We start from the raw sequence: 22,888 nt of genomic DNA, 5'->3' as shown, positions 1-22,888 counted from the left end.
ATGGAGGCCTTCGGGCCACTCGGGGTGTGGCGCAGCTTGGTAGCGCGCCTCGTTCGGGACGAGGAGGTCGTGGGTTCGAATCCCGCTACCCCGACACCATCGGAGGGCCCCGCTCAGTGAGCGGGGCCCTTCGTCGATTCCGGATGCGGCTGGACGGGGATCGCGTCCTCGATCAGCCGCGCGGCCGTGGCCAGGAGGACGAGCGCCGGAGCGACGACGAGAACGAGAGTCATCGAGACGGCGCCGTCGGCGAAGCACGTCAACGACGACGGGCACTCCCCGTCGTAGATCACATCCGTACCCTTCCGTTGGCCGCTGGCGAAGGTGCGTCGTCTCAGTAGGCGCCGTCCTTGCCCAGGACGGCCTTCGCCGTGCGCCACAGGATCATGAGGTCGCCGGCCATGGTCCAGTTCTCGACGTAGTAGAGGTCGAGCCGAACCGTCTCCTCCCAGTCGAGATCCGAGCGGCCGCTCACCTGCCACAGTCCCGTGATGCCCGGCTTGACGAGGAAGCGGCGGTGCACGTGGGTGTCGTATTGCTGCACCTCACTGGCGAGCGGCGGGCGCGGCCCGACGATGGACATCGATCCCCGGAACACGTTGAACAGCTGCGGCAACTCGTCGAGACTGAACCGACGGAGGAACGCCCCGATCACGGTGACGCGAGGATCATCCTTCATCTTGAACATGACGCCGTTGCCCTCGCTGCGATCGGCCAACTCGTGCAAGCGCGCCTCGGCATCGGTGTACATCGATCGGAACTTGAGCATGGCGAATCGGTCGCCGCGAAGGCCGATGCGTTCCTGCCGGAAGAAGACCCCGCCCGGTGTCGTGGCGCGAACGAGTAGGGCGGTGACCAGGAGGACGGGCGAGAGGACCGCGATGAGGATGGCCGACCCCAGAACGTCGAGGAGCCGCTTGGCGTAGAGCTTTCCCCCGTCGTATCGGGGCGTCTCCACGTGGATGAGAGGCAGGCCGGCGACGGGCCGGGTGTGCAGACGCGGTCCGCCGATGTCGGTCAGGCTCGGCGCGACGACGAGGTGCTGGTGGCCGGGTTCGAGTTTCCAACTCAACTCGCGCACGAGAGCCGACGACATCTCGTTGGCGCTCGTGACGACGACGGTGTCCGCCTCTACGGCGTCCAGCGCGGCCGGCAGGTTGGCGATGGATCCGGACATCGGGATGTCGGTTCCCTCGATGAATCCACCCGTCGCTCCGCTCGCCGTGCAGGCGCCGACGACCTTCAGGCCCGCCGTCGGTGTGCGGCGGAGCGCCTTCTCCATGACCGCGACGGAGTCGTCCGAGCCGACCAGCAGCACCCGATGGCTCATCCGTCCCTCACGCCTTCTCGCCGCGAGCCAGCGCCGGCACAGCCACCGTTCAGTGACCAGGCCGACCAGGCTGAGCGCCAGCGCCGCGATGAGGAACCGCTGCATGCCGACGATGGAGAGCGCGTAGGCCGTGAGCCCTCCGGCCCCGAAGAGCACGAGAGTGGAGTTGATGACCCTGCGGTACTCGGTCACGCCGACGCCCACGTAACGCTGGGCGCGCGAGCCGGAGATGGTGAGCATCAGCACGATCGCCACGACGGTCACCGCCATGATCACGATCGGCGTCGGCACGCTGCCCACGTGACGGATGCCCCACACCTGTTCGGGCAGGCCTCCGAGGAGGTGGGCGACGAGCACGCAGGCCGTCGCGGCGACGAGGTCCGAGGCGAGGAGCAGACGGCTGTAGCTCAAAGCCCAGTCCGAATGCCGCGTCACCCTCGAGTCCGTCGCCATCTGGGTAGCAATGGCTTGAGTCAAGAGTTCATCCCCGTCGAGTCGCTTTCACTGTAACCAGACCCCGCCAGGCGGTGGACGGGGGTGCCGAGAGTTAACAGGACCGACATATCCGCGACACCGGCTGGTGTCGGGGCGTGGGTGGAATGGAGACCTGACAGCGCGAGGACGCGGCGAATCGGCCGGGCGGATGCGCTCACGCGTATGGCGTTCGGCCCGAACGACGGGAACCCGGACACGCATGAGCGCACGCACCTCGGCACGCAGCGGGTCGACACGGCCGGGCGCGACAGCTCTCCTCGCCGCCGCGATGGCGCTCTCCCTGGCAGCCTGTACCGCGACGCCCGCCGCTTCGTCGGCCACGCACGGCGTGAGCATCGATGCCGGGCTGGTGTACTCCTCGCCGAAGGGCACCGACCTCGAACTGGACGCCTGCACCCCGAAAGGCGCGACCAAGCCGACGCCGGCAGTCGTCCTTGTGCACGGCGGTGGGTTCACCGAGGGAGATCGCGCGAGCGGCGGGATGCGAGCGCTGTGCGAATACTTCGCTGACAACGGACTGGCGGCGTTCTCGCTGGACTACCGGCTCGGCGCGGGCAACGGCTACCCGGCACCGCTGGAGGACGTCGACGCAGCCATCACCTGGATTCGCGACGACCAGCACGCCGCCCGGTTCAACATCAGGCCGACCTCCATCGGCATCCTGGGCAGCTCGGCGGGCGCGATCCTGGCTCAGACGGTGGCGACGAGCGGGAGCGGCTCCCTCGAGAAGGGCACCAGGGTCAAGGCGGCGGTCTCCCTCTCCGGCGTATCGCTCATGACGGAGGATGCACTGACCCTCGGGTCGCCCACACCCCAGGCGGCTGCCCTGATCCTCGCCTACCTCGGCTGCCCCAGCCCCGCGGCCGACGTCTGCCCCCAAGCGGCCGAGGCGTCGCCGGAACTCGCGGTGGACTCCTCCGACCCGCCGATGATCCTCGTCAACGGATCTCACGAACTCGTTCCGGCGGAGCAGGCGACCTCGATGGCCAAGGCGCTCAAGGCCGCTGGTGTCCCCGTTCAGCTGAGCATTCAGGACGGATCCAAGCACGGCGTCCAACTGCTCGGTCCCGACACCCGCAAACGCATCATCCAGTTCTTCACGGCGAGGCTCTCGTGATCGACCGTTCCCGACCATCCACCACCCGGAGGTAGACGCTTGGACTTCATCGAATGCATCCGCGCGATCCGTCGCCACGCCGTCGTGATCGTCGTGATCGTGCTGGCCGGCCTCGCCGCGGCCGCCGTGTTCGTCGCCGTGGCGCCCGCGCAGTTCACGTCGGACGGCAGGCTGCTGCTGACCCCGGTCGCGGCGGTCGTACCGGGGGTCACGCAGAGTCCCGCCGACCTCGTCGCCGGCAACAACCTCGTCATCCAGCAGGTCGGTACGTATGTCCAGCTCGCTTCGACGCCCACCGTGCTGCAGCCTGTGATCGACGAGCTCGGGCTCGACGAGACCCCGGCGACGCTCGCGAGGAGCGTGAGCGTCTCGGCGGTGGGGGCGTCGGCGTTCATCGCCGTCCAGGCGACGGCGGCCACGGCCGAAGGCGCCGCGTCGCTCGCCAACTCCGTCGCGTCGCAGCTGAGCACCCAGGTCAAGACGCTGACGACCACCGCGCAGTCGCCCGTGACGATCTCTGCGACGCTGGTGGAGCGGCCGGTGGCTCCCACCTCGCCCTCCTCGCCGAACCTCGTGCTGAGCGTGCTGGTCGGGTTGCTGGGCGGCGTGGCGGTGGCGTTCATCGTCGTCGTCCTGGCCGAGGTGCTCAACACGCGCGTGCGCCGTGCACGGGACCTCCTCAGCGCGACGGATGCCGGCTACCTGGGCCGCCTGGCGCGCGACCGGCGACTCCGCCGAGCCCCCGTCGCCGACCTCGACGGCCCGCCGAGCGCGTTCATCGACGACCTCCGCTCGATCAGGGCGAAGCTCGTCGCGAGCGCCGAGGGAGAAGGCGCTCCCGTGTTCGTCGTGAGTTCGCCGACGACCCAGGAGGGGAAGAGCGTCGTCGCGGCGAACCTCGCCACCGCCTTGGCGGAGACCGGGCTGCGCACGTCGCTCGTCGATGCCAACCTTCGTGCGCCCGTCCTCGCCGCCTACTTCGGCACCGGCACCGAGAAGGGCTTCTCCGACGCGCTCGGCGGCGGCATCCCGGCCACCGACCTCGCGATGACCTCGCCGTCGGAATCGCTGCAGGTCATCGTCTCGGCCCCGGCCGACCGCGCCGGCGAGCGGCTGGCGTCGGCGCGCGCCTCGGATCTGCTCGCCGCCATCCGAGCCGGGTCCGACGTCGTCGTCATCGACGCGGGATCCGTCCTGCGCCCGTCGGACGCTCTCGAACTCAGCGGATCGTCCACGGGCTACGTCATCGTGGCCCGGGCCGGACGCTCCCGGATCGACGAGGTGAAGTCGGCTGTCACCGCGGTTCGGGACGTCGGTGCCCGTGTCTACGGCGTGGTCCTCACGGACGCGCCCACGCGCGGGGCGGACGCCCGGGACTGAGATGACCGTCACCACGACACGTCCGGCATACCGGTCCTCGGCGCGGCCCGCCGTCAGAACGGAGGCGGTCTGGGCCGTGGTGGGCGCGATCGTCGCGGCGGCTCTCGTCATCGCGTCGCTGTACGTCGCCCCGGCCGTGCTCGGGGCGACGATCGCGGGCCTCGTCTGCGTCTACCTCGCCGCGTTCCTGCCGAAGGCGTTCGCCCTCGTTGCCGTCACGGTGATCGTCCTGTCGAACGTGCTGCAGAACACGGTGGGGACGGTGGCGTCATCGGCCGACGAGGCGGTCATCGCCCTATCGGTGATCGCGTTCTGCGCGCGCCGACTGGTGACGGAACACCGCCTCGTGCTCCTGCCCGGAACGTTCTGGTTCCTGGGCTTCTTCGCGTTCGGCGTCGCGAGCACCATCGCCCAGCACGCCTCGTACTCGACCATGGCCGAATCGGCGATCCTCATCGCCAAGGGCCTGCTGTTCGCCTTCGCCCTCGCTCAGCTGCGCTGGACGCAACGGGACATCCGCATCCTCGTCGTCGCCGGCATCGTCGCCATCGCCATGATGGCGTTGACCGGCCTGCTCAACCTGGTCTTCCCGGCCTTCTGGAGCAGCCTGGTCGCTCGCGGGTCCGGGGGCGTCGGCCCGCACGTCGCCGGCATCCCGGTGCTGCAGGGACTGTTCCAGCATCCGGCGGCGTTCGGACGGTTCTGCTCCGTTCTCGCGGTCGCCGCGGTGAGCTACGCCTGCGTCGTGCGCACGTCGATCGGCAACCTCATCATGATCGGCGTGGCCGGATTCCTGGCGATGCTGACGTTCGAGGTCAAGTCGATCGTCGGGCTCATCGTGTCGGCGGGGCTCATCGTGGTGCGATTCAGCCGCCCTGTGCTGCTGTTCGCGGCGCTCTGCATCGGACCGGTCATCGCGGCCGTCGCCATCCCTCCGCTCTCCGCCCTCATCGGAGGCGCGATCGAGACGTACATCCTGCAGGACTCGGCGCGCTCCACCCTCACGCTCGGCTCGCTGCACGTGGCCAGCACCTACTTTCCGCTCGGAGCGGGGTTCGGTCGGTACGGCAGCTATCCCGCAGGCGTCTCGTACAGCCCCGAGTACTACGCCCTCGGCTTCGACCACGTGTACGGCCTGGGGCCGGGCGACAAGGGCATGTTCCTGAACGACACCCAGTGGCCCGCGATCGTCGGGGAGTCGGGTTGGCTCGGGGCGATCTGCTTCGCAGCCGGATCGCTCGTCATCCTCGTCTTCCTGCTCCGCCCCGTGGGACCCGACGAGCCCGTCCTGACCCGCTGGTTGCGCATCACCGGTGCCGGATGGTTGATCCTCCTGATGATCGAGTCGAGCGCTGCCCCCGTGTTCGTCTCGGCTCCGTCGTTCCCGTTCGTCTTCGCGGCGGCGGGCATGGTTGCTTCGCTGCGGACGAGCGCTCGCGACGAGGCTCGGCAACCGGACGCGCTCGCTCCCCGTGCGTCGGGGTCACGGCTGCCGGACCCTCAGCATCCCGGCTCGAGTCCGGCGCGGACGAAACCGGCGGTCTGATAGCCGTACTGGTAGATCCAGTCCCCCACGCTGAGCGGCTCGTCGGCTGCATGCATGGCCAGGGTCCCGCTGAAGCAGCGCTGGATGATCATGCGCGCGCGGGCGATGTGCGGAGTCATGGTGATGGCGATGGCGCTTCGCCATCCGCTCCGTTCGGCGAGCCGCCCGAGTTCACGAGCCTCGCCACGCGTGGTCGTCGGGTCCGGCTGGAAACAGTGCACCACCGGGTCGTCGCGCGTGCATGCAGCGAACTTCTCGTGGTCACGCGTCCCCGACACGTACACACTCGGAGGCACTGACACGAGGATGCGGTCGCTGACGCCGGCGGTTACCAGGTCCCGCGCGGCGCTCATGCGCTGACTGGTCGGCGGTCCGAGCACGAGGATGACGTCGGCGTGAGCAGGAGTCGACTCGACGGTCGGGAACACGTAGACGGGGAGGCCGGCGAGCGCAACGAGCGCCACCCCGACGATGGATGCCGCCGCGATCAGGAGCGGGCGCGTCACGCGCGCGTCGCTCCGGCCGGCCGCGTGAGCACCCCCCGCCAGAGGTCGGCGACGCGCGGGTAGACGGCGGATGCAGAGAACGCCTCGGCGAAGCGCTGGCGCCCCGCCGCCTGCATCGTGGAGAGGGCGCCCGCATCGTCGATGAGCGACTGCAGCGCCCCCGTGAGTGCTCGGGTGTCGGCCGGCTCGACGAGCAGTCCGGCACCGCCGACGAGCACCTCGGGAACGCCCCCGACGCGGGTCGCGATGACGGCGCACCCGCGGGCGAGCGCCTCGAGGATGAACATGGGCATCGCCTCGTCGCGCGACGGGAGGACCGCGATCGCGGCATCGTCGAGGAGTGCCATGAGCTGATCGTGCGGAAGGGCCCCGTGGAAGGTCGCGTCGGCAAGGTCGTCGACGATGACGTCCTCATCGGCGGTCGGCCCCACGATGTCGAGCGTCCACCCGTGATGCTCGACACTCCTCCACGCCTCGACGAGCACGTCGACGCCCTTCCGACGGGAGACGGCGCCCCCGAAGACGACACGGTGCGTCCCCGAACTCCCACCTCCGCCGGGCACGGCATTGGGAACGAGGTCGATCACGGCATCCGGCACCAGCGCGCGAACCGCATCCGCCGTCTCGTCGCTGAGGGCGAACACACGATCGGCGCGGCGCAGCACGGCGCGCACCCGTTCCGGATCGGCGTGCGCGAAATCAACGAAACTGCTGCCGTGCAGGTGGGCGATGGTGCCGAATCCGCGCGCGGCCGCGAGCCGCAGGAGCAGTCCCTCACGCACGAAGGAGCCGCCCTGGGAGAGGTGGACGACGACCGCGTTGGTGCGGGGGTCGCGGAGAGAGAGGAGGCGGGCCGCCGCCGCCGCGAACAGCCGCATCGCGCGGAGGCCGGATGATCCGTCCCGCGAGATGATCACGTCCACGCGGCAATCGGCGAACGGCCACTCGAGGTACCCGTTGAGCACCTGGGTCATGCCGCCCGCCACCTCGCCGCGGCGCCCGACGTGCCACGCCGTGAACGCCGTGCCGGTCGACGTGCGGAGCCCATCGATGTCGAGGCTCATGCGCTCACCATCGCGCGGTCGTCGACTCCGGCCGCAAGCAGTCCCCCGAGTCGGCTGCGCACGTCGTCGAGCTCCTCCCGCGCGGAGGCGAGCGCCGAACGCGTCTCATCTCCCCGGAGCGCCGCGGCCTCGAGAGCCGAGACGATCTCGGCGCTGCTCATTCCGGCCGCGCGCACGCCGACACCGTCGAGTCCCGCCGCCTCGAAGTGGCGCTCGATCTTGTCGGATCCGTCCACCAGCAGGGCGATGGGGATTGCCCCCTCGGTCGCAGCGGTGATGAGCACGTGCAGGCGGTCGCTGACCGCGAGTACGCTGCGCCGGTACAGGTCCCTGAGTCGCTCCTCCTGCGCACCGTGCTCCGTGCCGTCCCAGTCGACCAGCTCGGCACCCAGACGCCGGGCGATCATGCGCGACCAGTCGCGGTCCCGCAGCACCTGCGTGACCACGCTGATATGGAGGCCGCTCCGAGCGGCGTATTCGCGGATGCCGTCGAACCACGCGTCGGACGGCTCGACTCGGTCGCTCCTCATCGACACCACCAACCCGTCACGGTCATCGGACGGGTCGGTGCGTCCACCCTCGCCGAACGCGAGATCGGGCATGACCTCTCCACCGAGGTAGTCGGCCGTTGCCGCATCGCGCCACGCTGCGAGGTCGCACATCGCCATGGACGGGCGCATGAGCAGGCGCGGCACCGCGGCGAAGTTGCGGGATCCGGCGCCCACCCGGGCGACCTTGCCCCCTCGGGCACGGATGACGGCCAGCAGCGGCAGGACGACGACGTGCTCCTTCATCCCTCCCACGGTCAGTTGGATCTCGCCCGGCTTGAACAGGTAGTGCGCGTGGCCGCGCCATGCCGCCCGCAGGCCGGCCCGGTACCACTGCGCGAACGAGCGGTAGACGACGTCGTCCTCACCGATGCCCAGCGATTCCGCGTACCCCGACGGCGACCCCCCGACGAAGACGTGCAGCCGTCCGTGGGGCCGCAACCAGCTCATCAGCTGGCGGCGAAGGATGATGTCGCCGATGTTGTCGTACTGCCCGATGCCCGGGACGAAGATCTCCCGTCGATCGCCCGGGACCCCGGCAGCCTGCTCCGGGCTCACGCCGCGAGTTCCGTCTGGATCGCCGTCGCAGCAGCAGTCAGGAGCAGGTCCGCGTCGAGGTCGTCGACCTCGGTCGGGAATCCGATGCCGAGCTCGGACATGAGCCGGGCGATCTGCTCCTGGTGGTTGTCGACGTGCTCGCCGCGCTCCTTCCGGCGCACGACGGTCACGGGGGCGATGCCCATCTCGAGCAGGCCGAGCACCGTACCCACTCCGGCGTGCGTGATCACGACGTCTGCCTCCCTGGCCGTACGCTCGAACAGCTCGGCCGGCATCTGGGCGTAGGTCGTGCCCGGGAGGTCGCCGGGCGAGATCGTCGAGCCGAGCTGCCAGACGGTGTCCGGTCCAGCTATCCCGAGGCCGACGATGCGCTCGACCAGCGCGTCGAATCCATATCCCTCGATGGTCCCGAGCGTCACGAAGAGCTTGAGTGGGCGCTGCGAGACGGTGCGCGACGTGTTCCGGTAGGTCGCCAGGACGCTCGGGTGGACTCCCCAGCGAGCCGTCGACCACTGGGCATGCTGCGTGCGGAGTTCCGAGACGTGGAGGCGCTCGAGGATCCGGCCGGACAGCGATGGACCATCGACGCGTGACACGCTCTCGATGTAGAGCGTCGGCACACCGGCCAGGCGTGCTGCGGGCAGGGCGGCGAGAGCCAGGGCGGCTCCCGTGCTCACCGCACCGTCGAGCTGCTCGTCGCGCACGGTCGCTCGAAGCATCTGGAACGCCCGCATCACGCTGCCCGCGTCACGCGGGCGGATGTACGGCACGTAGCGGACGTCCCGGCCCTTCAGGAGCGATTCGCTCTGCGGGCTGCGGAACGTCACCCACACGGAGTCGTCGCTCGCGCCGAGGCCCGGCGCGAGCCGGACCAGCTGGGCGAGATGGCCCCCCGTCGATGCGGCTAGGAGGAACCGTCCCTCCGATGTGGTGGTGCTGGCGGTGTCCGACATGCGCTGCTCCTTCATATTCGAGTCGTTCGGTGGTTCCGTGGGTTCGGGACGGGATCATTCGGTTCGAGTCGACGCTGACGCGGGATGCGAGGGACGGCGGTTCACTGCACCTGGGGCACCGCCTTCGGTTCATCGGGCTGACGCCGACGCCTCGGCAGACGCGTCGGCGGCACGTACAACCAGCGCACCCGAGTGGTCAGCCGGGAGAGAAGCAGCGAGAGTGCGATTGCCGCGGCGACGAGTGCGAACTGCATGGCGACACCGACGGGACGGGACACCCCACCGACCGCGAGGCCGAGGAGCGCGGCCGACGGAACGATGATGAACAGGTGCAGGAGGTAGATCTGCAGGCTCTCCGCGCCGAGCGTCGACACGAACCGCAGCGGTCGCAGCTTGACGAGATAGGCCGAGAGCAGCACGCCGAGAACGACGGCGGATGCCTGGCCCACGAGCACGAGGAACGGCAGCCAACGCGCCGGGAGGAGCAGGAGCACCGCCGACACGGCCACCAGCACGGCCGCCGTCGCGAACGTTCGCGGCACCGAGACACGCGATACGGCGCCGAACACCTGCCGCGCGTAGAGCGCACCGAAGACATAGAAGACGTACAGCGCCCCCACCCGATTCCAGCCGACGTTGTGCGTGTTGAGCAGACCGGCCGTGAAGGCGGTGGAGATGGTGGCCGCGATCAGCACGTGCAGCCACCCCGGAAGGGCGCGCATCGCCCAGGCCGCGAAGGCGAACACGGCGAGGGCGTAGATGAACCAGTAGCTGCTGCTGGGCCAGACCAGTACCAGCGCGAGGCTCAACGGATGACTGGCGGGCAGCTCGCCGATCTCACCGGAGAGCCCGGGCACGACGAGGTAGAACAGGAACCGGATGACCGACCAGACGAGATAGAGGTAGAGCACCGGCCAGAGTCGGCGCATCCAGAGGTTGCGCAGGCTCCAGGTCATGGCACGCGCGCCGAAGAGACCCGCGATAAGGAAGAACACCGGCATCGGGAAGAGCTCGAGCACGAGCTTGATGCGGTTCGGCAGCCCCAGGATGCCCTCGTGCTGCAGGTAGAGCGTGACGTGGTAGAGAACGACGAGCACGATCGCGACGCCCTTGGCGAAGTTCACCCACGCGCGCGGCCGTTGCTCGACCTCGATCCATCGCGAACTCTGCACGGGCCGTCCATTCTCATGGGATGTGCCCGCGCGAAACCCGGCGGACGCACACCCTCCGTCGGGTTGGCAGGGTCGACTCCGACCGCCGGCCCTTCCGTTCGGGCGATCTTCCGACGCGACCTCGCACTTCTCACGGTAATGAGGAAGGGTCAGCAGAAGGCGTCGAGGAGGTTAACTCTGACGCCCGCTGCGTTACGTTCACGTGACGCGGCGGATGCGGGTCCTCACTCGCGCGCACCGCGCGTGCGCATGATGAGCTGGTACACCGGCGTGCTCGTCCGTGCCGCGCACAACAGCACGAATCGCCGGGCGTCCCGCGCCCGGGCCAGGGACAGGACCACCGCCGGGCTCATCTCGCTGCGGGCCCGACGCACCAGCTGCCGACTCTCCGCCGTCGTGTAGGCGCCGGAGGTGGCGTCCTTCACCCGCGAGAGAAGCGAGAAGCGGGCCGTGTAGTAGGCGAACTCCTCGCTCTCCACAACTTGCGGACCCAGCTTCTCGGCGCTCGCGCGCACGACGGCGGCGACCGTCTCGAGCGACTCGGCACGCCGGGTTCCCGAGCGGATGATCGAGCCGGAGCGCAGCCGGTAGCTGTAGACCACGTCGTCGATCGAGACGACGGATGCGGCAGTCGCCAGCAGCTGCGCCACCATCGCCTGGTCCGAGTGCACCCGCGCAGCGGTGAAGTCGATCGACGGGAACAGGCGCGCGGAGAACAGCTTGTTCCAGAGGTGTCCGGTGATGCGCCCCATCAGGAGGGCTCGGAATGCGCCTTCGCCGCCGAGCGTCGTGCCGGCAGCAGGATGCGGCACCGGCCGAGTCGATCCGTCGGCTCCCCGGTACTCGGCACCGGCGCAGACCACGTCGGCATCCGCTGCCTCTGCCGCCGCGAGCATCACCTCGACGGCGGACGTCGACCAGTCGTCGTCGGCGTCGACGAACCAGATGTACCTCCCTGATGCCGCGGCGACGCCGGCACGGCGCGCTGCCGCCACCCCGCCGTTCGTGCCCAGCCCGATGAAGGTGACCGACTCGTGCCCCTCGGCCAGCGCACGGGCGATCGAGGGCGTCCCATCGATCGAGCCGTCGTCGACGAGGACGATCTCGACCGGCTCGGTCTGCGCGAGGAGCCGCGTCACGGCATCCGCGAGGAAGGACTCCGCGTTGAATGCCGGGACGACCACGCTGACGGCGACCGGGCCGCCTCTCACGCGGCCACCCCGTCCGTCACGGACTGCAGCACGCTCTCAAGATCGCGACCGCTCGCCGAGACCGAGAACCGGTCGAGCCAGGCATCCACTCCGACGATCTCGATGGCGCTGGCCCGCGTCACGGCGTCCGCGAGCTGCTCAGGGCTCGGACCGAGGGCGAGCTCTCCCGTGATGCCCGGCACGATGGCGTCCGCCACGCCGAGGGCACCCGACACAGCGACGGACGGGACTCCGGCAGCGGCCGCCTCGACGAGCACGTTGCCGAATCCCTCCCGGTCGGACGGCAGCAGCACCACGGAGTTCGGCTGGAAGTGAGCGAACCAGTCCTCGACCCAGCCCTTGTCCTCGAACGGGACGCCGAGGCGCTCGGCCTCCGCCGTCACGGCACCGAGGAGCGGTCCTCCGCCGAAGGAGATGACGGTCGTCGAGATCCCGCGCCGGTTGAGTTCCGCGGCCGTGCGGATGGCCAGCGCCGGTCGCTTCTGTCCCACCAGTCGGCAGGCGAGCACGATCTGCAGGCCGTTCACCGTTCCGGGCTCCCGCCCGACCTGCGGACCGTCGACGACCTTCGCCGTGGCAGGGTTGGGCACCACCGTGCAGCGGTCGCCCGGCACGCCGAACGCGCTGACCAGCTCACCGGCCACCGGGTGGGAGATGGCGATCACGTGATCGGCCGTCCGGTACATCCTCCGGGCGATGGCCATCTTGAATCGGTGTGCACGATCCGCCGTCGGAAGTCCGAGCGAAACGAGGTTGCGCTCGCTGATCACGATCGCGGGCCGTCTCGACCGAGGCGTGATCGCCTTAGCCGTCAGCAGGATGAGGTTGGCGTGCGCCTGGAGGCTCACGGCGATGTCGGGACGGAAACGCTCGAACGCGGCACGAACCGCGCGTGCCTTGCCGAGCTGACCGCTGGCGCTCGCGACGCTGATGCGGACGACCCCGTCGGGGAGGTGGTCATCCGTCGCCTTCGCGGACGTCGTGACGACGGTGACGGTGTGGCCGCGACTGACCAGCCACCCCATCCAGGTGCGCGCCACGAACTCGGCGCCGCCCCCGTGGAGGGAGGGCACGACGAACATCACCCGTAGCGGGTTGGTCGCCGGCTCAGGCATCGGCACTCATCCTCGCGTCGGGCGTCGGCACATTCGGCCGTGCGGGAGTCGATGGATCGAGGGTGCGAACGGCGCGCGCCGGAACGCCGGCGTAGACCGTGTCGGGCTCGCACGACGCCGTCACCACGGCACCGGCGGCGATCACACAGCCTGGGCCGATCTCGACGCCGCCCAGGACGATCACGCCGGCGCCGAGCCAACTGCCATCGCCGATGGTGATCGGCGCGCTGCGGGACGTTCCGGCGCGCGCCGAGCTCGGTCCGATCTCGTGCGTGGTCGGGAGCAGCTGCACGCGCGGGCCGATGGACACGTGGTCGCCGATCGAGATGGGCGCGTTGGAGCCGATCATCGCGCCGGCGTTGATGAAGCACGAGCGACCGATGGTGATGAGGTCGACGCGCCCGATGAAGTGGATGCCCGCGCGCACCCGCGTCCCCTCTCCGATGCGGGCGCCTGCGAGCCGCAGCAGTCGAACGCGAGCGTGGGGACTCCAGACCGCGCTCGAAGCGACCGAGTTGGCCAGGATCTCGCGAAGTCTGCCCATCAGCGGAGGCCGCCAGCGTGGGCATCGACGACGTCGACGCGGCGGGGCGCGTCACCGAGGCCGGCGACGTTCTCCAAGGCCATGAGCGTCACGCCGGGCAGGGCGCCCGCGATCGCTCGACGCGGTGCGGACCGATCCGGCAGGGCGTCGTCGATCGCGGCGATCACGCCGGAGGCCATCCACGGGCCAGGTCGCACGCACAGCTGACGGATGCCGAACAGGTCCATGAGACCCTCGACCTTGCCCTGCGTGGCCATCGTCACGGCCGGGGTGCCGCCGAGGAACGACATGATCGCGAGGTGCATTCGCCCCGTGACCGTGATGCGCGCATCCGCCGTCAGGGAGCGGATCTGGCCGGGTGTGAGCAGGTGGGTGACGAGTGTCACGCCGCTCTCGCCGACGGCATCGGCGATGCGGAGGGATGCGCGGAGGTCGTCGCTGAGCGGCTTGATGACGTGCGGAACGAGCACGACGTGGAGGCCCCGGGACCTGAGATGGGCGATGATCCGCCGGTACGCGGTCACCTGGTCGAGGCTGCGGCCGATGAGGCCGCTCGCGTTGACGACGGCGTACGGCCGCGGCGGCGTGATCGGAGACTCCGCCGTCAGGGTCGCGGCGAAGACGAGATCGGAGACCAGTCTGGCGCCCTCGACGCCGTCATCCGTCGCCCGCTGCGCGGAGAAGGGGTCGCGGAGCATCGGCACGGCGCCGGCGCGGCTGGCCTTGACGAGAGCCCGCTTTGCGCCGCTCCGGGGGTTGGAGGCCCAGCTGAACCCGACGATGCGGGTGTCGAGGCCGGCCAACGCGCCCAGCTCGGCGATGACGGAGCGGCGCACCGAGCCGCGCAGGCTGTACCGGCCGTCCATGATGTCAGCCCCGATGATCGACAGGCTCAGTGCTCGATGCAGCAGGGACGAGAGCTCGGCGATCGCGCGCGCGTGGTCATTCCCCTCGCCGTAGATCAGGGCCGGCATGGCCAGCAGGGTGACGCGTTGCTTCAGTACCTCGGGAACGTCGAAGTCAGCGGTTCGGCGGACGATGGCGAGCACGTTTCCCGGCGCGTTCTCGATGAAGGCCTCGAACAGGGCCTGGTCGCCGATGTTGCCCTGGCCGGGCGGCGCCACCAGCAGGTGGACGTCGCGCTCCCGTGCGAGCGACGCCGGCGACGTCGCGCGGGCGGCTCGCCTGTCCTTTGCAGCGGGGGCCCCGCTGTTGTACCGCAGGTTCGTCCACCTCCGGCGCAGCTCTGATCGGATCGCGGTGATCATCGGTCCTCCACGGTGGTGTCGGGTGCAGCGGCGGGGGCGGGGGCCGAGGGCTTGCGCTCCCGGGCGAGGTATTTGCGGGCGCCGATGACCGCCAGGGCATCGCGTCGGAATCGCGGCCAGAGAGCCGCCTCGATCACGAGGGACAGAGCGAGAGCCAGAGTTCCAACGACGAGTCTCAGCACCGGCTGATCCGCGGGCATGGCCATCGTGGATGCGTAGCTCGCCAGCGTCGCGACGCCGAACACGACGATCATCCTCAGCCCGTTGAAGAACAGTTCACGGCTATCGACGTCGGACACGCGGCGGATCCAGAGGAGGGAGATCGGCCAGGTGATGCCGAGCCCGAGCGCGAAGCCCGCGGCGACGCCCGGCACGCCCCACTGCGACCCGAGCGCGATGAGACCGATCGTGATGGGGCGGGTCACGAGCGCGGAGAGCAGGTTCGCCCGGGTGAGCCCCTTGGCGAGGAACACCCAGTAGGTCACGTAGGCGGCGGCCTGGAAGTAGCCGGCGACGAGGAGGATCTGGAAGGTCGGGACGGCGGCCAGCCACTTGTCTCCGAGCATGACCTGCACGACGGCGGACGCCTGCGCACCGAGGATGCCGAACATGAGCCCGACGAGGGTGAGCAGGGCGGTCTGGCCGAAGCTGATGAAGGCGTTGAACCGTATACGGGTGTCCTGCAGGCGGGACAGGATCGGCAGGGCGACGCGGGTGGCCGGCGCCTGCAGCTGCAGGAGCGGGAGCATCACGAGCTGGAATGCGCGGTTGTAGAGACCGAGGGGGACCGCGCCGAACCGGGCGCCGATGATGACCGAATCGACGTTGCGGCTGACGTAGTTGAGGATCTGCGCGGCGAACACCGTCGAGCCGTAGGTGATGAGCGGACCCATCCCCGCGCGCCGGTGGATGAGCCCCGGAAACCAGTCAGCCACGATGACGAGGACGACGAGGGTGATGAGCGACTGCCCCACCTGCTGCACGGCGAGCGCCCAGTACCCGCCTCCGAGCACCGCCACCGTGATGGCGCCCGTCAGCCCCACCACCTGGCCGACGGCATCCGCGATGACGAGCCTGCCGAACGCGAGATGACGACCCAGGTCGGCGCGGAACTGGGTCGACAGCCCGTTCATCAGGAAGGTGACCGAGAGCACCATCGTGAGCGTCCGGAGACGGTCGTCCCCGTACAGGGCGGCGATGGGACCGGACAACAGGAACGTGGCGATCGAGAGCGCGAGGCCGATGCCGGCATTGATCCAGAACAGGTTGTCCTTCTGGTACGGGCTGAGGTTCTTGGCCTGCACGGCCGCCGAGGACAGGCCGAAGTCCCGGAACACCTCCCCCACGCCGATGATCGCCGTCACCATGGCCACGAGACCGAACTCGCTCGGGCCGAGGAGCCGCGCGAGCACCACGACGCCGCCGAGCTGGACGACGATGCGCGCCCCCTGGCCGCCCATCATGACGACCGCTCCGCGGGATGCCGACCTGGCCAGTCCGACGCTGGGGGTCTCGTCCGCGACCTTGGTCACGATCGCCCCCTCACCATCTGGATCGCTCGTCGGTAGGCGGCCCGATGCTGCTCGCCGATGACGCTCCAATCGCGGCCGCCGAGGTCGGGACGGCTCTCGATCGGCAGCGCGCGCACCTGATCGATGGCATCGACGATGTGTCGGGCCTCGAGCTCCCCGTCGTACTGGATGATCCAGCCGGCGCCCACCTCCTCGCTCAGCGCGGTGTTCGTGGGTGATCGGGGCACCAACGACGGCCGCCCGAGCGAGAGCGCGACGAGCACCGACCCCGAGTTGTGCATCTCGCGGTAGGGCAGCACGACCAGCTCCGCGCGGGTCACCTCGTCGACCAGCTCCTCATCGTCGACATAGGCCAGGCGGGCTGAAGCGCGTGGATCGAGCGCGAGGCGATCGGCGACCATCTCGGCCTGCCCGCGGCTGGGGCTGCCCACCACCCGCAGCGTGAGCCGGTCGTCGGACACGTCGCGGAACACGTCGAGCAGGCGGTCGACGCCCTTGTACTCGCGGATGATCCCGAAGTACAGGATGCGACCGCTGACCGGTTCGGCGTGCGGAAAGTCGCTGAAGCGGTGGAGGTAGTGCCCGTGCGGGATGCGGACGAGCGGAGCGGATGTCGGAGCCTTCGTCGTCGGGTTGAGCGCGATGAACAGCGTGGTCGAGCGATCGAAGGCGGCCAAGGCCCTCCGCTCGGGAGCCGAGCCGACCTCGTGCGGCGCGAGGTTGTGCACGGTGCGGACGATGGGAACGCGGAGCAGACGCAGCCTCAGTCTCAGCACTTGCATGGCCCGCCGCTGGGCGAAGCGCTTGGCCGCACTCGAACCGCGGATCATCAACTCCGGCCAGTGGGCGTGGAACACGTCGTAGGACCCGGACAGCGCGCTGCGCCACGAGAAGTACCGCAACTCGACGCCATCCGCCGCGCCGTCGACGAGCTGATCGACGTACTTGGTGCGCCCATCCGGCGGCCTGAGGGTGAGCTGCACCGCGATCCGATCGGGTGCGATCGCGTCGGCGGGCTGCAGTGGCAGGGAGGCGGCGGATGAGGTGCGGGCCATGCGTCATTCCTCTCGGGAGGTGTCCTGGGCGGGAACGACGCTGAGCCTGAAGCGAGAGTATCCGGCTCGGCGGCCGGGAATCGGTAACGTTCACAGATGGACTCCCACTCGTAACTGGCGGGTAACACAGCGATCATGCGCTTTGGTAGAACTTGAACAGGAGCATCGTGCAGAGCCGCACCGCCAGCTGGGAACGACGAAAGGGCTACTGTGAAAATCTCCGTCATCGGATGCGGGTACCTCGGCGCCGTGCACGCCGCGAGCATGGCCGAACTGGGCCATGAGGTGATCGGCATCGACGTCGACCCGGCCAAGGTCGGGGCGCTGTCGGAGGGGCGCGCTCCCTTCTTCGAGCCGGGCCTGCCGGAGATCCTCGTTGCGGGCGTCCAATCCGGTCGGCTGCGGTTCAGCACCGACATCGCGGATGCCGCGGGTGCGGCCGTGCACTTCGTCGCCGTCGGCACCCCGCAGCGCGCCGGCTCGTACGCGGCCGATCTCCGCTTCGTCGACGCTGCCATAGACGGGCTCCTCCCCCACCTCGCCGACGGCGATCTCGTGGCCGGCAAGTCGACCGTTCCCGTCGGCACCGCGGCGAGAATCGCCGAGCGGATCGCGGGCAGTGGCACGGGCGCGATGCTCGCCTGGAATCCCGAGTTCCTGCGCGAGGGCTTCGCGGTCAAGGACACCATCACCCCCGACCGGCTGGTCTACGGCCTCCCACCCGAGAGCGAAGCGGCCGAGCGCGCCCGCGAGCTGCTCGACGAGGTGTACGCGACCGCTCTCGCCGCCGGCACGCCGCTCGTGACCACGGACTACGCGACGGCCGAGCTCGTCAAGGTGTCGGCCAACGCCTTCCTCGCCACGAAGATCTCGTTCATCAACGCGATGGCCGAAATCGCCGAGGTGACCGGCGCGGACGTCACGCAGCTGGCCGATGCGATCGGCTTCGATGCGCGCATCGGCCGCCGCTTCCTCGGCGCGGGCGCCGGATTCGGCGGCGGCTGTCTCCCGAAGGACATCCGGGCGTTCACGGCGCGCGCGGAGGAGCTCGGGCGCGGGGAATCCGTCGCCTTCCTCAAGGAGGTCGACGCGATCAACCTGCGTCGGCGGCAGCGTGTCGTCGACCTGGCCGTCGAGGCTCTCGACGGCCAGCCGTACGGCAAGCGCGTCGCGGTGCTCGGCCTCGCCTTCAAACCGTTCTCCGACGACATCCGCGATTCTCCGGCCCTCGATGTCGCCGTGCGCCTCAAGGGACTCGGCGCCGAGGTGGTCGCCACCGACCCGGAGGCCATCGCCAACTCCCGGCGCATCCATCCGCAATTGGACTACGTCGAGGACGTATCCGACGCGCTGGAGGGGGCCGACCTCGTCGTGCTCGTGACGGAGTGGAACGAGTACCGGCACATGGATCCGGCCTTCGCGGGCGCACGGGTGAAGCGTAAGGTCGTGATCGACGGGAGAAACTGCCTCGACGCCGTCGGCTGGCGCGCCGATGGCTGGGAGTATCACGGACTCGGCCGTCCCTGACTCGGTGGCCGAACGGGGGGCGTGATGGCGAAGATCGAGATCATCTCACCGGTCACCGGTGCCCGCGTGTCCGGCGTGGTCACGGTGTCGGCGCGCATCACGGGGTACTCGTCGATCGGCAAGGTCGTCATCATCATCGGCGTGCCGGAATACGGCACCCTCGAGGCCACCGCGACATCGCCGGGCGTGTACTCCGTCACGTGGGACACGCGCAAGAAGTTCCTTGACGGGTCGCAGACGCCCTCGGACAGCGTGTTCTGGATCCGCGCGAGGGCGGTCGTGGACAGCGTGGTGATCAAGTCGGGTTACATCGGCGTCGGCACGGCGAACCGTCGCTCAGGATCGGGGCTGCCCGTCGGCGGTTGGAGGAGCGAACTCGGCTGGGCGGCCGACTACAGCGGAACGATCGACCAATGGAGGAGCGGACACGGCGCCGTCGTGGGCGCGGCGTACGCCCAGTTGGTCGATGACCCGGTCCTCGGAAAGGCCCGCCGCGTGCTCAAGGTCTCGGTGCCCGACAGCGCACGCTACGACAAAGAACAGCCGACCAGCACGACGGTGCGGTTCCAGTCCTCGAGCCGGCGCAACATCGTCGAGGGCGACGAGTTCTGCGTCGGGTTCGCCTACATGCCATCGGACGACTTCCCCACCGTCTATCCCAAGGACGATCCGGCCAATCCGAACGGACACGACGCCACCGGCTACATCGCCATCTTCCAGTTCTACGGGCCGCCGTACGACCAGGGGTCGCCTCTCCTCCTCCATGCCAACCGCTGGGGGCCGAGCGATCCGTTGGACGAGTTCGTCATCCGTGGCAACGAGTTGAACGCGGGAGATCCCTACCCCTATCTCTCGCTCCCGTATCGACGGGGACGCTGGACGGATGTCGTGCTCCGCATCCACGTGTCCCAATCGCTGGACCGCGGCTGGATCGAGACCTACGTCAATCAGGGCACCGGCACGGCGGTGCGCCAAGTGCCGTTCGTGAACGGCTCGATGCGGCTGCCGAGGGTGCTCTTCCGCGCCGACTCCGAAGCGTTCCGCACCGACATGCAGATCTACCGCGTGGCGGGCCGCATTCCCGTGGTGACGATGTGGCAGACCGGGCACAAGATCGCCAAGACGGTCCAAGAAGCGGATCCCGGCTCGTATCGGAGCGGGGCGCGACCATGACGCGGAGGAGCGAGAGCACGGGCGACGGCGAGATCCGGGATGTCACGCGGACGACATCCCCCGGCCTGCCGCGTGCGCGCTCCGGCCTCTCGCGGCGGGCACTGATCGTCTCGGGCGTCGGCATCGTCGGTGCGGGGGTTGCGGGCGCGCTGGCGATCGGCGCCGGCGATCGCCCGGTCGCCGTGGATGCCGCCGTTACACCCTCCGCGACGCCCACGCCCGCATCCGGACCGACCCGCACGATGGCGGAGGTGCGCGCGGATGCCGCGGCCAGCGCCGGCAGGCAGTTCGCCGGGAGTCCGTGGCAGGCGTCGCCGGTCGGTGACGTCGGCGCCTGGGCGTCCGCATTCGCGCTCTGGCTGCTCCGCGGCAACGTCGATGCGACGGCTCTCGCTCCTCAGGCCCTGCACGACCGCTTCGCCGCAGCGGGCATGACGGGGGGCGAGGCGCGCGAGGGCGCCCTCATCTTCTACACGGCGGGAACGCCGGACAGCGTCTACCACGTGGGATTCGTGGACGCGGTCGGAGCGGGGGGCACCCACACCGTCGAGGGCGACGTGCCCGGTGATCTGCCCCCGGATCGCACCTTCGTGCGGCTGTACGGCCAGCCGTGGGACGGCGACGTCGTCTACGCCTATCCGGCGTATCGCGCGGCGTCCTGACTCAGACGTCGAGCCAGCCGGCGAACGTCGTGATCATGTCCTCCTGGGTCCAACCCGGGACGGTGTGACCCTCGTTGTGATACTGGACGATCACGTCGCTCGCGACCGGCCGCGCTCTGTTGGCGAGCGCGACGCCGTGCCGGTCGGGCGGAACCAGCACGTCCAGCTGCGAGGCCACCACCTTCATGCGCGCTCCGCTCCACGATGACTGCGGCAGGGCGGCCGGGTTCGTGGCCAGCATCGCGCTGCGGCTGTTCCCGTACACCGGTGGCACACGCGGATCGCGGTCGTACAGGTCCTCCATGTCGTAGGTGGCGTTGGCCAGGTACATTCCGCGCAAGGCCGGAACCATCCTTCGGCCGTAGGCGTAGGTCATCAGCGAGCCGCCGCCCGAGTTCGCCCGCAGGAAACTGACGCCGATCTTCCACACTGCGGACATGTACTTCGACGCGTTGACCTGCGCGGTCAGCGACGGCTGGCTGGTCCACAGGCTGCCCCCGTAGTTCGGGCAGACGACGACCGCCCCGCGATCCACCGCGAGCTCCGCCCCGTACTTGTAGGCGCCGTCGATGGAGGTGTAGTCGCTGCCGTTGGCGTGGTACAGCCACAGCACGCCGGCCGCGGTCTTCTGGCCGGGAGGAGTCGCGTGGGGAACGAAGATACGGGTGCGGTCGCCCGCGATCAACACGTCGACGGCCTCGTAGGAAAGCTTGCCGCGCCGGGTTGTTCGGGTGTCCGCGCGGCTGATCTCGTAGGGGAGTTTGGGAACGGGAGAGTAAACGGGAGCGGCGAAGGCGACCGTCGTCGACAACGCGCCGGTCACGAGTCCGGCCGCCGCTCCGATGATGATGGTGCGGCGTCGCACCAGCGGGGTTGTCGGGTCTTCTGTCGCGGTCATCGTGTCACTCCACTCGGTGGGGGAAGCGGATCGACATGGGGCGCCCTCGGCCCACGGCAGCTCGACTCTACAAAGCGGCGCAACGGGCGCGAAGGGATGCGACCAAGTGTTTACACAACCGTCACACCGCTCTCGCCCGCCTGCGCGCGGTTATCCTCGGGGGATGAGGCAGACCACACCGCGAGTCGTCCTGGCAAGCGCCGGATTCGCGGTCTACCTCATCGCCCTCGCGTTCATCGCCTTCTGGCCGATCCCTGTCGACCGCCCCGTCGACGGACGGATCTCGGAGTTCATCGCCTGGGCGCACTCCATCGGCATGGATGCGATCACCTACGCCCGCATCGAGTGGACAGCCAACGTCGTGCTCTTCCTGCCGCTCGGCGTGTTCCTCACGGTTCTCCTCGGCTCGCGGCGGTGGTGGATGTCGGTCGTCATCGGCATCCTCGTCTCGTCGCTGATCGAACTCGGCCAAGGGATCTTCCTGGCGGATCGGACGGCGAGTGGATGGGATGTCCTGGCCAATTCCACGGGAACCCTGATCGGTGCGCTGCTGACCGTCGCCACCACAGCGACCATCATCGAGACCCGGAGCAGGTCCAGAAACCGATCAGGCGACCTCAGCGCCCGAGCCGGCCAGCCGACTCCTGGAGGTAGCACGCGGCGCACAGCGACTCGTAGGTGACGTCGACGCCGTCGATGGCCACTTGGGCTCCATCGAAGACGAAGCGCCCGTCCACCTTGCGAGCGTTGAAGATGGCCTTGCGCCCGCACCGGCAGATGGTCTTCAACTCCTCGAGGCTGTGGGCGATCTCGAGCAGGCGGCGGCTGCCGGGGAAGGCGACGGTGAGGAAGTCGGTGCGGATGCCGTACGCCAGTACCGGCACGTCCTCGAGGATGGCGATGCGCAGCAGGTCGTCGACCTGATCTGACGTGAGGAACTGCGCCTCGTCGACCAGCAGGCAGCTCACGTCGCGGGCCGATTCGGTGAGCACGGCCGAGCGGTGCTGCTGGAAGGCGGCGTAGGCATCCGTCTGCGGCGCCAGCACGAAGTCGACGGCGCGCGTGACGCCGAGCCGGGAGAGGATGTCGAGGTCACCCCTGGTGTCGACGGCGGGCTTGGCCAGAAGCACCCGGTGCCCGCGCTCCTCGTAGTTGAACGCCGCCTGCAGCAAGGCGGTGCTCTTGCCGGAGTTCATCGCCCCGTAGCGGAAGTACAGCTTGGCCATGGGGCGTG

The 22,888-nt window shown here is 69.5% G+C and carries 22 protein-coding genes and 1 tRNA gene; 8 read left to right on the top strand and 15 right to left on the bottom strand.

Annotated elements, in window-relative coordinates:
• Positions 1 to 20 precede the first annotated feature (20 nt).
• Positions 21 to 94 (top strand) — tRNA-Pro (locus E6C70_RS14060).
• A gap of 19 nt (positions 95 to 113) precedes the next feature.
• On the opposite strand, the gene E6C70_RS14055 is transcribed toward E6C70_RS14060, so the two are convergent.
• Together E6C70_RS14055 and E6C70_RS14050 are read right to left on the bottom strand one after the other, a co-directional pair.
• Positions 114 to 293 (bottom strand): hypothetical protein, encoded by a 180-nt coding sequence (locus E6C70_RS14055; protein WP_136425187.1) that lies wholly within the window; start codon positions 291 to 293, stop codon positions 114 to 116.
• Between the two features lie 41 nt (positions 294 to 334).
• Positions 335 to 1,741: a sugar transferase gene (locus E6C70_RS14050; RefSeq protein ID WP_168770971.1), complete on the bottom strand. Its 1,407-nt coding sequence runs from the start codon at positions 1,739 to 1,741 to the stop codon at positions 335 to 337.
• A 283-nt stretch (positions 1,742 to 2,024) separates the two neighbouring features.
• Here E6C70_RS14050 and E6C70_RS14045 point away from each other — a divergent pair, with 283 nt between their 5' ends.
• Genes E6C70_RS14045 through E6C70_RS14035 form a run of 3 tightly spaced genes read left to right on the top strand, consistent with a single transcriptional unit; the run spans position 2,025 to position 5,868 of the window.
• A complete protein-coding gene (locus E6C70_RS14045; RefSeq protein WP_168770970.1) occupies positions 2,025 to 2,942 on the top strand; it encodes an alpha/beta hydrolase in 918 nt (305 codons plus the stop codon).
• 39 nt (positions 2,943 to 2,981) lie between these two features.
• A complete protein-coding gene (locus E6C70_RS14040) occupies positions 2,982 to 4,322 on the top strand; it encodes a tyrosine-protein kinase domain-containing protein (protein WP_136425184.1) in 1,341 nt (446 codons plus the stop codon).
• Between the two features lies 1 nt (position 4,323).
• Positions 4,324 to 5,868: a hypothetical protein gene (locus E6C70_RS14035; RefSeq protein ID WP_136425183.1), complete on the top strand. Its 1,545-nt coding sequence runs from the start codon at positions 4,324 to 4,326 to the stop codon at positions 5,866 to 5,868.
• On the opposite strand, the gene E6C70_RS14030 is transcribed toward E6C70_RS14035, so the two are convergent.
• The 11 genes from E6C70_RS14030 to E6C70_RS13980 all read right to left on the bottom strand — a co-directional run bounded on the left by E6C70_RS14030 (position 5,823) and on the right by E6C70_RS13980 (position 17,394).
• Positions 5,823 to 6,374, bottom strand: a complete 552-nt coding sequence (locus E6C70_RS14030; protein ID WP_136425182.1) for a YdcF family protein — start codon at positions 6,372 to 6,374, stop codon at positions 5,823 to 5,825. The two genes, E6C70_RS14035 and E6C70_RS14030, sit on opposite strands and share 46 nt — an antisense overlap.
• Entirely contained in the window at positions 6,371 to 7,438 is a 1,068-nt protein-coding gene (locus E6C70_RS14025) for a glycosyltransferase family 4 protein (RefSeq protein ID WP_136425181.1), read from the bottom strand. Before E6C70_RS14025 ends, E6C70_RS14030 begins: the two co-directional genes overlap by 4 nt.
• Positions 7,435 to 8,544, bottom strand: a complete 1,110-nt coding sequence (locus E6C70_RS14020) for a polysaccharide pyruvyl transferase family protein (protein ID WP_136425180.1) — start codon at positions 8,542 to 8,544, stop codon at positions 7,435 to 7,437. Before E6C70_RS14020 ends, E6C70_RS14025 begins: the two co-directional genes overlap by 4 nt.
• Positions 8,541 to 9,497 (bottom strand): glycosyltransferase, encoded by a 957-nt coding sequence (locus tag E6C70_RS14015; protein ID WP_168770969.1) that lies wholly within the window; start codon positions 9,495 to 9,497, stop codon positions 8,541 to 8,543. The genes E6C70_RS14020 and E6C70_RS14015 overlap by 4 nt, the downstream gene beginning before the upstream one ends.
• A gap of 101 nt (positions 9,498 to 9,598) precedes the next feature.
• A complete protein-coding gene (locus E6C70_RS14010) occupies positions 9,599 to 10,669 on the bottom strand; it encodes an acyltransferase family protein (protein WP_168770968.1) in 1,071 nt (356 codons plus the stop codon).
• 224 nt (positions 10,670 to 10,893) lie between these two features.
• Entirely contained in the window at positions 10,894 to 11,880 is a 987-nt protein-coding gene (locus tag E6C70_RS14005) for a glycosyltransferase family 2 protein (RefSeq protein WP_136425177.1), read from the bottom strand.
• Positions 11,877 to 12,995 (bottom strand): glycosyltransferase, encoded by a 1,119-nt coding sequence (locus E6C70_RS14000; RefSeq protein WP_136425176.1) that lies wholly within the window; start codon positions 12,993 to 12,995, stop codon positions 11,877 to 11,879. Before E6C70_RS14000 ends, E6C70_RS14005 begins: the two co-directional genes overlap by 4 nt.
• Positions 12,988 to 13,539 carry an acyltransferase gene (locus tag E6C70_RS13995; protein WP_136425175.1) on the bottom strand — a complete coding sequence of 184 codons (552 nt, stop codon included), beginning with the start codon at positions 13,537 to 13,539 and terminating at the stop codon, positions 12,988 to 12,990. The genes E6C70_RS14000 and E6C70_RS13995 overlap by 8 nt, the downstream gene beginning before the upstream one ends.
• A complete protein-coding gene (locus E6C70_RS13990; RefSeq protein ID WP_136425174.1) occupies positions 13,539 to 14,807 on the bottom strand; it encodes a polysaccharide pyruvyl transferase family protein in 1,269 nt (422 codons plus the stop codon). Before E6C70_RS13990 ends, E6C70_RS13995 begins: the two co-directional genes overlap by 1 nt.
• Positions 14,804 to 16,339: a lipopolysaccharide biosynthesis protein gene (locus tag E6C70_RS13985; protein ID WP_207670150.1), complete on the bottom strand. Its 1,536-nt coding sequence runs from the start codon at positions 16,337 to 16,339 to the stop codon at positions 14,804 to 14,806. The genes E6C70_RS13990 and E6C70_RS13985 overlap by 4 nt, the downstream gene beginning before the upstream one ends.
• Positions 16,336 to 17,394: a glycosyltransferase gene (locus E6C70_RS13980; RefSeq protein ID WP_136425173.1), complete on the bottom strand. Its 1,059-nt coding sequence runs from the start codon at positions 17,392 to 17,394 to the stop codon at positions 16,336 to 16,338. Before E6C70_RS13980 ends, E6C70_RS13985 begins: the two co-directional genes overlap by 4 nt.
• Positions 17,395 to 17,604: 210 nt before the next feature.
• Between E6C70_RS13980 and E6C70_RS13975 the strand changes: the two genes are divergently transcribed.
• The 3 genes from E6C70_RS13975 to E6C70_RS13965 are packed head-to-tail and all read left to right on the top strand — an operon-like array spanning position 17,605 to position 20,756.
• The gene (locus tag E6C70_RS13975; RefSeq protein WP_136425172.1) at positions 17,605 to 18,921 is read left to right on the top strand and encodes a UDP-glucose dehydrogenase family protein; all 1,317 of its coding nucleotides are present in this window, start codon (positions 17,605 to 17,607) and stop codon (positions 18,919 to 18,921) included.
• A gap of 24 nt (positions 18,922 to 18,945) precedes the next feature.
• Positions 18,946 to 20,094 (top strand): Ig-like domain-containing protein, encoded by a 1,149-nt coding sequence (locus E6C70_RS13970; RefSeq protein ID WP_136425171.1) that lies wholly within the window; start codon positions 18,946 to 18,948, stop codon positions 20,092 to 20,094.
• Entirely contained in the window at positions 20,091 to 20,756 is a 666-nt protein-coding gene (locus E6C70_RS13965; RefSeq protein ID WP_136425170.1) for a hypothetical protein, read from the top strand. The genes E6C70_RS13970 and E6C70_RS13965 overlap by 4 nt, the downstream gene beginning before the upstream one ends.
• 1 nt (position 20,757) lies before the next feature.
• Here the strand turns inward: E6C70_RS13965 and E6C70_RS13960 are convergent, their stop codons facing one another.
• Positions 20,758 to 21,654 (bottom strand): hypothetical protein, encoded by an 897-nt coding sequence (locus tag E6C70_RS13960; protein ID WP_136425169.1) that lies wholly within the window; start codon positions 21,652 to 21,654, stop codon positions 20,758 to 20,760.
• A 163-nt stretch (positions 21,655 to 21,817) separates the two neighbouring features.
• On the opposite strand from E6C70_RS13960, the gene E6C70_RS13955 reads away from it, so the two are divergent.
• Positions 21,818 to 22,336 carry a VanZ family protein gene (locus E6C70_RS13955; RefSeq protein ID WP_168770967.1) on the top strand — a complete coding sequence of 173 codons (519 nt, stop codon included), beginning with the start codon at positions 21,818 to 21,820 and terminating at the stop codon, positions 22,334 to 22,336.
• Here the strand turns inward: E6C70_RS13955 and E6C70_RS13950 are convergent.
• A complete protein-coding gene (locus E6C70_RS13950; protein ID WP_136425167.1) occupies positions 22,272 to 22,880 on the bottom strand; it encodes a thymidine kinase in 609 nt (202 codons plus the stop codon). The two genes, E6C70_RS13955 and E6C70_RS13950, sit on opposite strands and share 65 nt — an antisense overlap.
• Positions 22,881 to 22,888 lie beyond the last annotated feature (8 nt).

Source organism: Orlajensenia flava, assembly GCF_004801905.1.
Lineage (GTDB): Bacteria > Actinomycetota > Actinomycetes > Actinomycetales > Microbacteriaceae > Orlajensenia > Orlajensenia flava.
This window is presented reverse-complemented; position numbering and strand designations above follow the sequence as displayed.

Coding starts and splice junctions, on each gene's coding strand:
- E6C70_RS14045 (WP_168770970.1), top strand. CDS start 2,025: ATGAGCGCACGCACCTCGGCACGCAGCGGGTCGACACGGCCGGGCGCG.
- E6C70_RS14035 (WP_136425183.1), top strand. CDS start 4,324: ATGACCGTCACCACGACACGTCCGGCATACCGGTCCTCGGCGCGGCCC.
- E6C70_RS14025 (WP_136425181.1), bottom strand. CDS start 7,438: ATGAGCCTCGACATCGATGGGCTCCGCACGTCGACCGGCACGGCGTTC.
- E6C70_RS14015 (WP_168770969.1), bottom strand. CDS start 9,497: ATGTCGGACACCGCCAGCACCACCACATCGGAGGGACGGTTCCTCCTA.
- E6C70_RS14000 (WP_136425176.1), bottom strand. CDS start 12,995: ATGCCTGAGCCGGCGACCAACCCGCTACGGGTGATGTTCGTCGTGCCC.
- E6C70_RS13995 (WP_136425175.1), bottom strand. CDS start 13,539: ATGGGCAGACTTCGCGAGATCCTGGCCAACTCGGTCGCTTCGAGCGCG.
- E6C70_RS13990 (WP_136425174.1), bottom strand. CDS start 14,807: ATGATCACCGCGATCCGATCAGAGCTGCGCCGGAGGTGGACGAACCTG.
- E6C70_RS13980 (WP_136425173.1), bottom strand. CDS start 17,394: ATGGCCCGCACCTCATCCGCCGCCTCCCTGCCACTGCAGCCCGCCGAC.
- E6C70_RS13970 (WP_136425171.1), top strand. CDS start 18,946: ATGGCGAAGATCGAGATCATCTCACCGGTCACCGGTGCCCGCGTGTCC.
- E6C70_RS13965 (WP_136425170.1), top strand. CDS start 20,091: ATGACGCGGAGGAGCGAGAGCACGGGCGACGGCGAGATCCGGGATGTC.
- E6C70_RS13960 (WP_136425169.1), bottom strand. CDS start 21,654: ATGACCGCGACAGAAGACCCGACAACCCCGCTGGTGCGACGCCGCACC.
- E6C70_RS13955 (WP_168770967.1), top strand. CDS start 21,818: ATGAGGCAGACCACACCGCGAGTCGTCCTGGCAAGCGCCGGATTCGCG.
- E6C70_RS13950 (WP_136425167.1), bottom strand. CDS start 22,880: ATGGCCAAGCTGTACTTCCGCTACGGGGCGATGAACTCCGGCAAGAGC.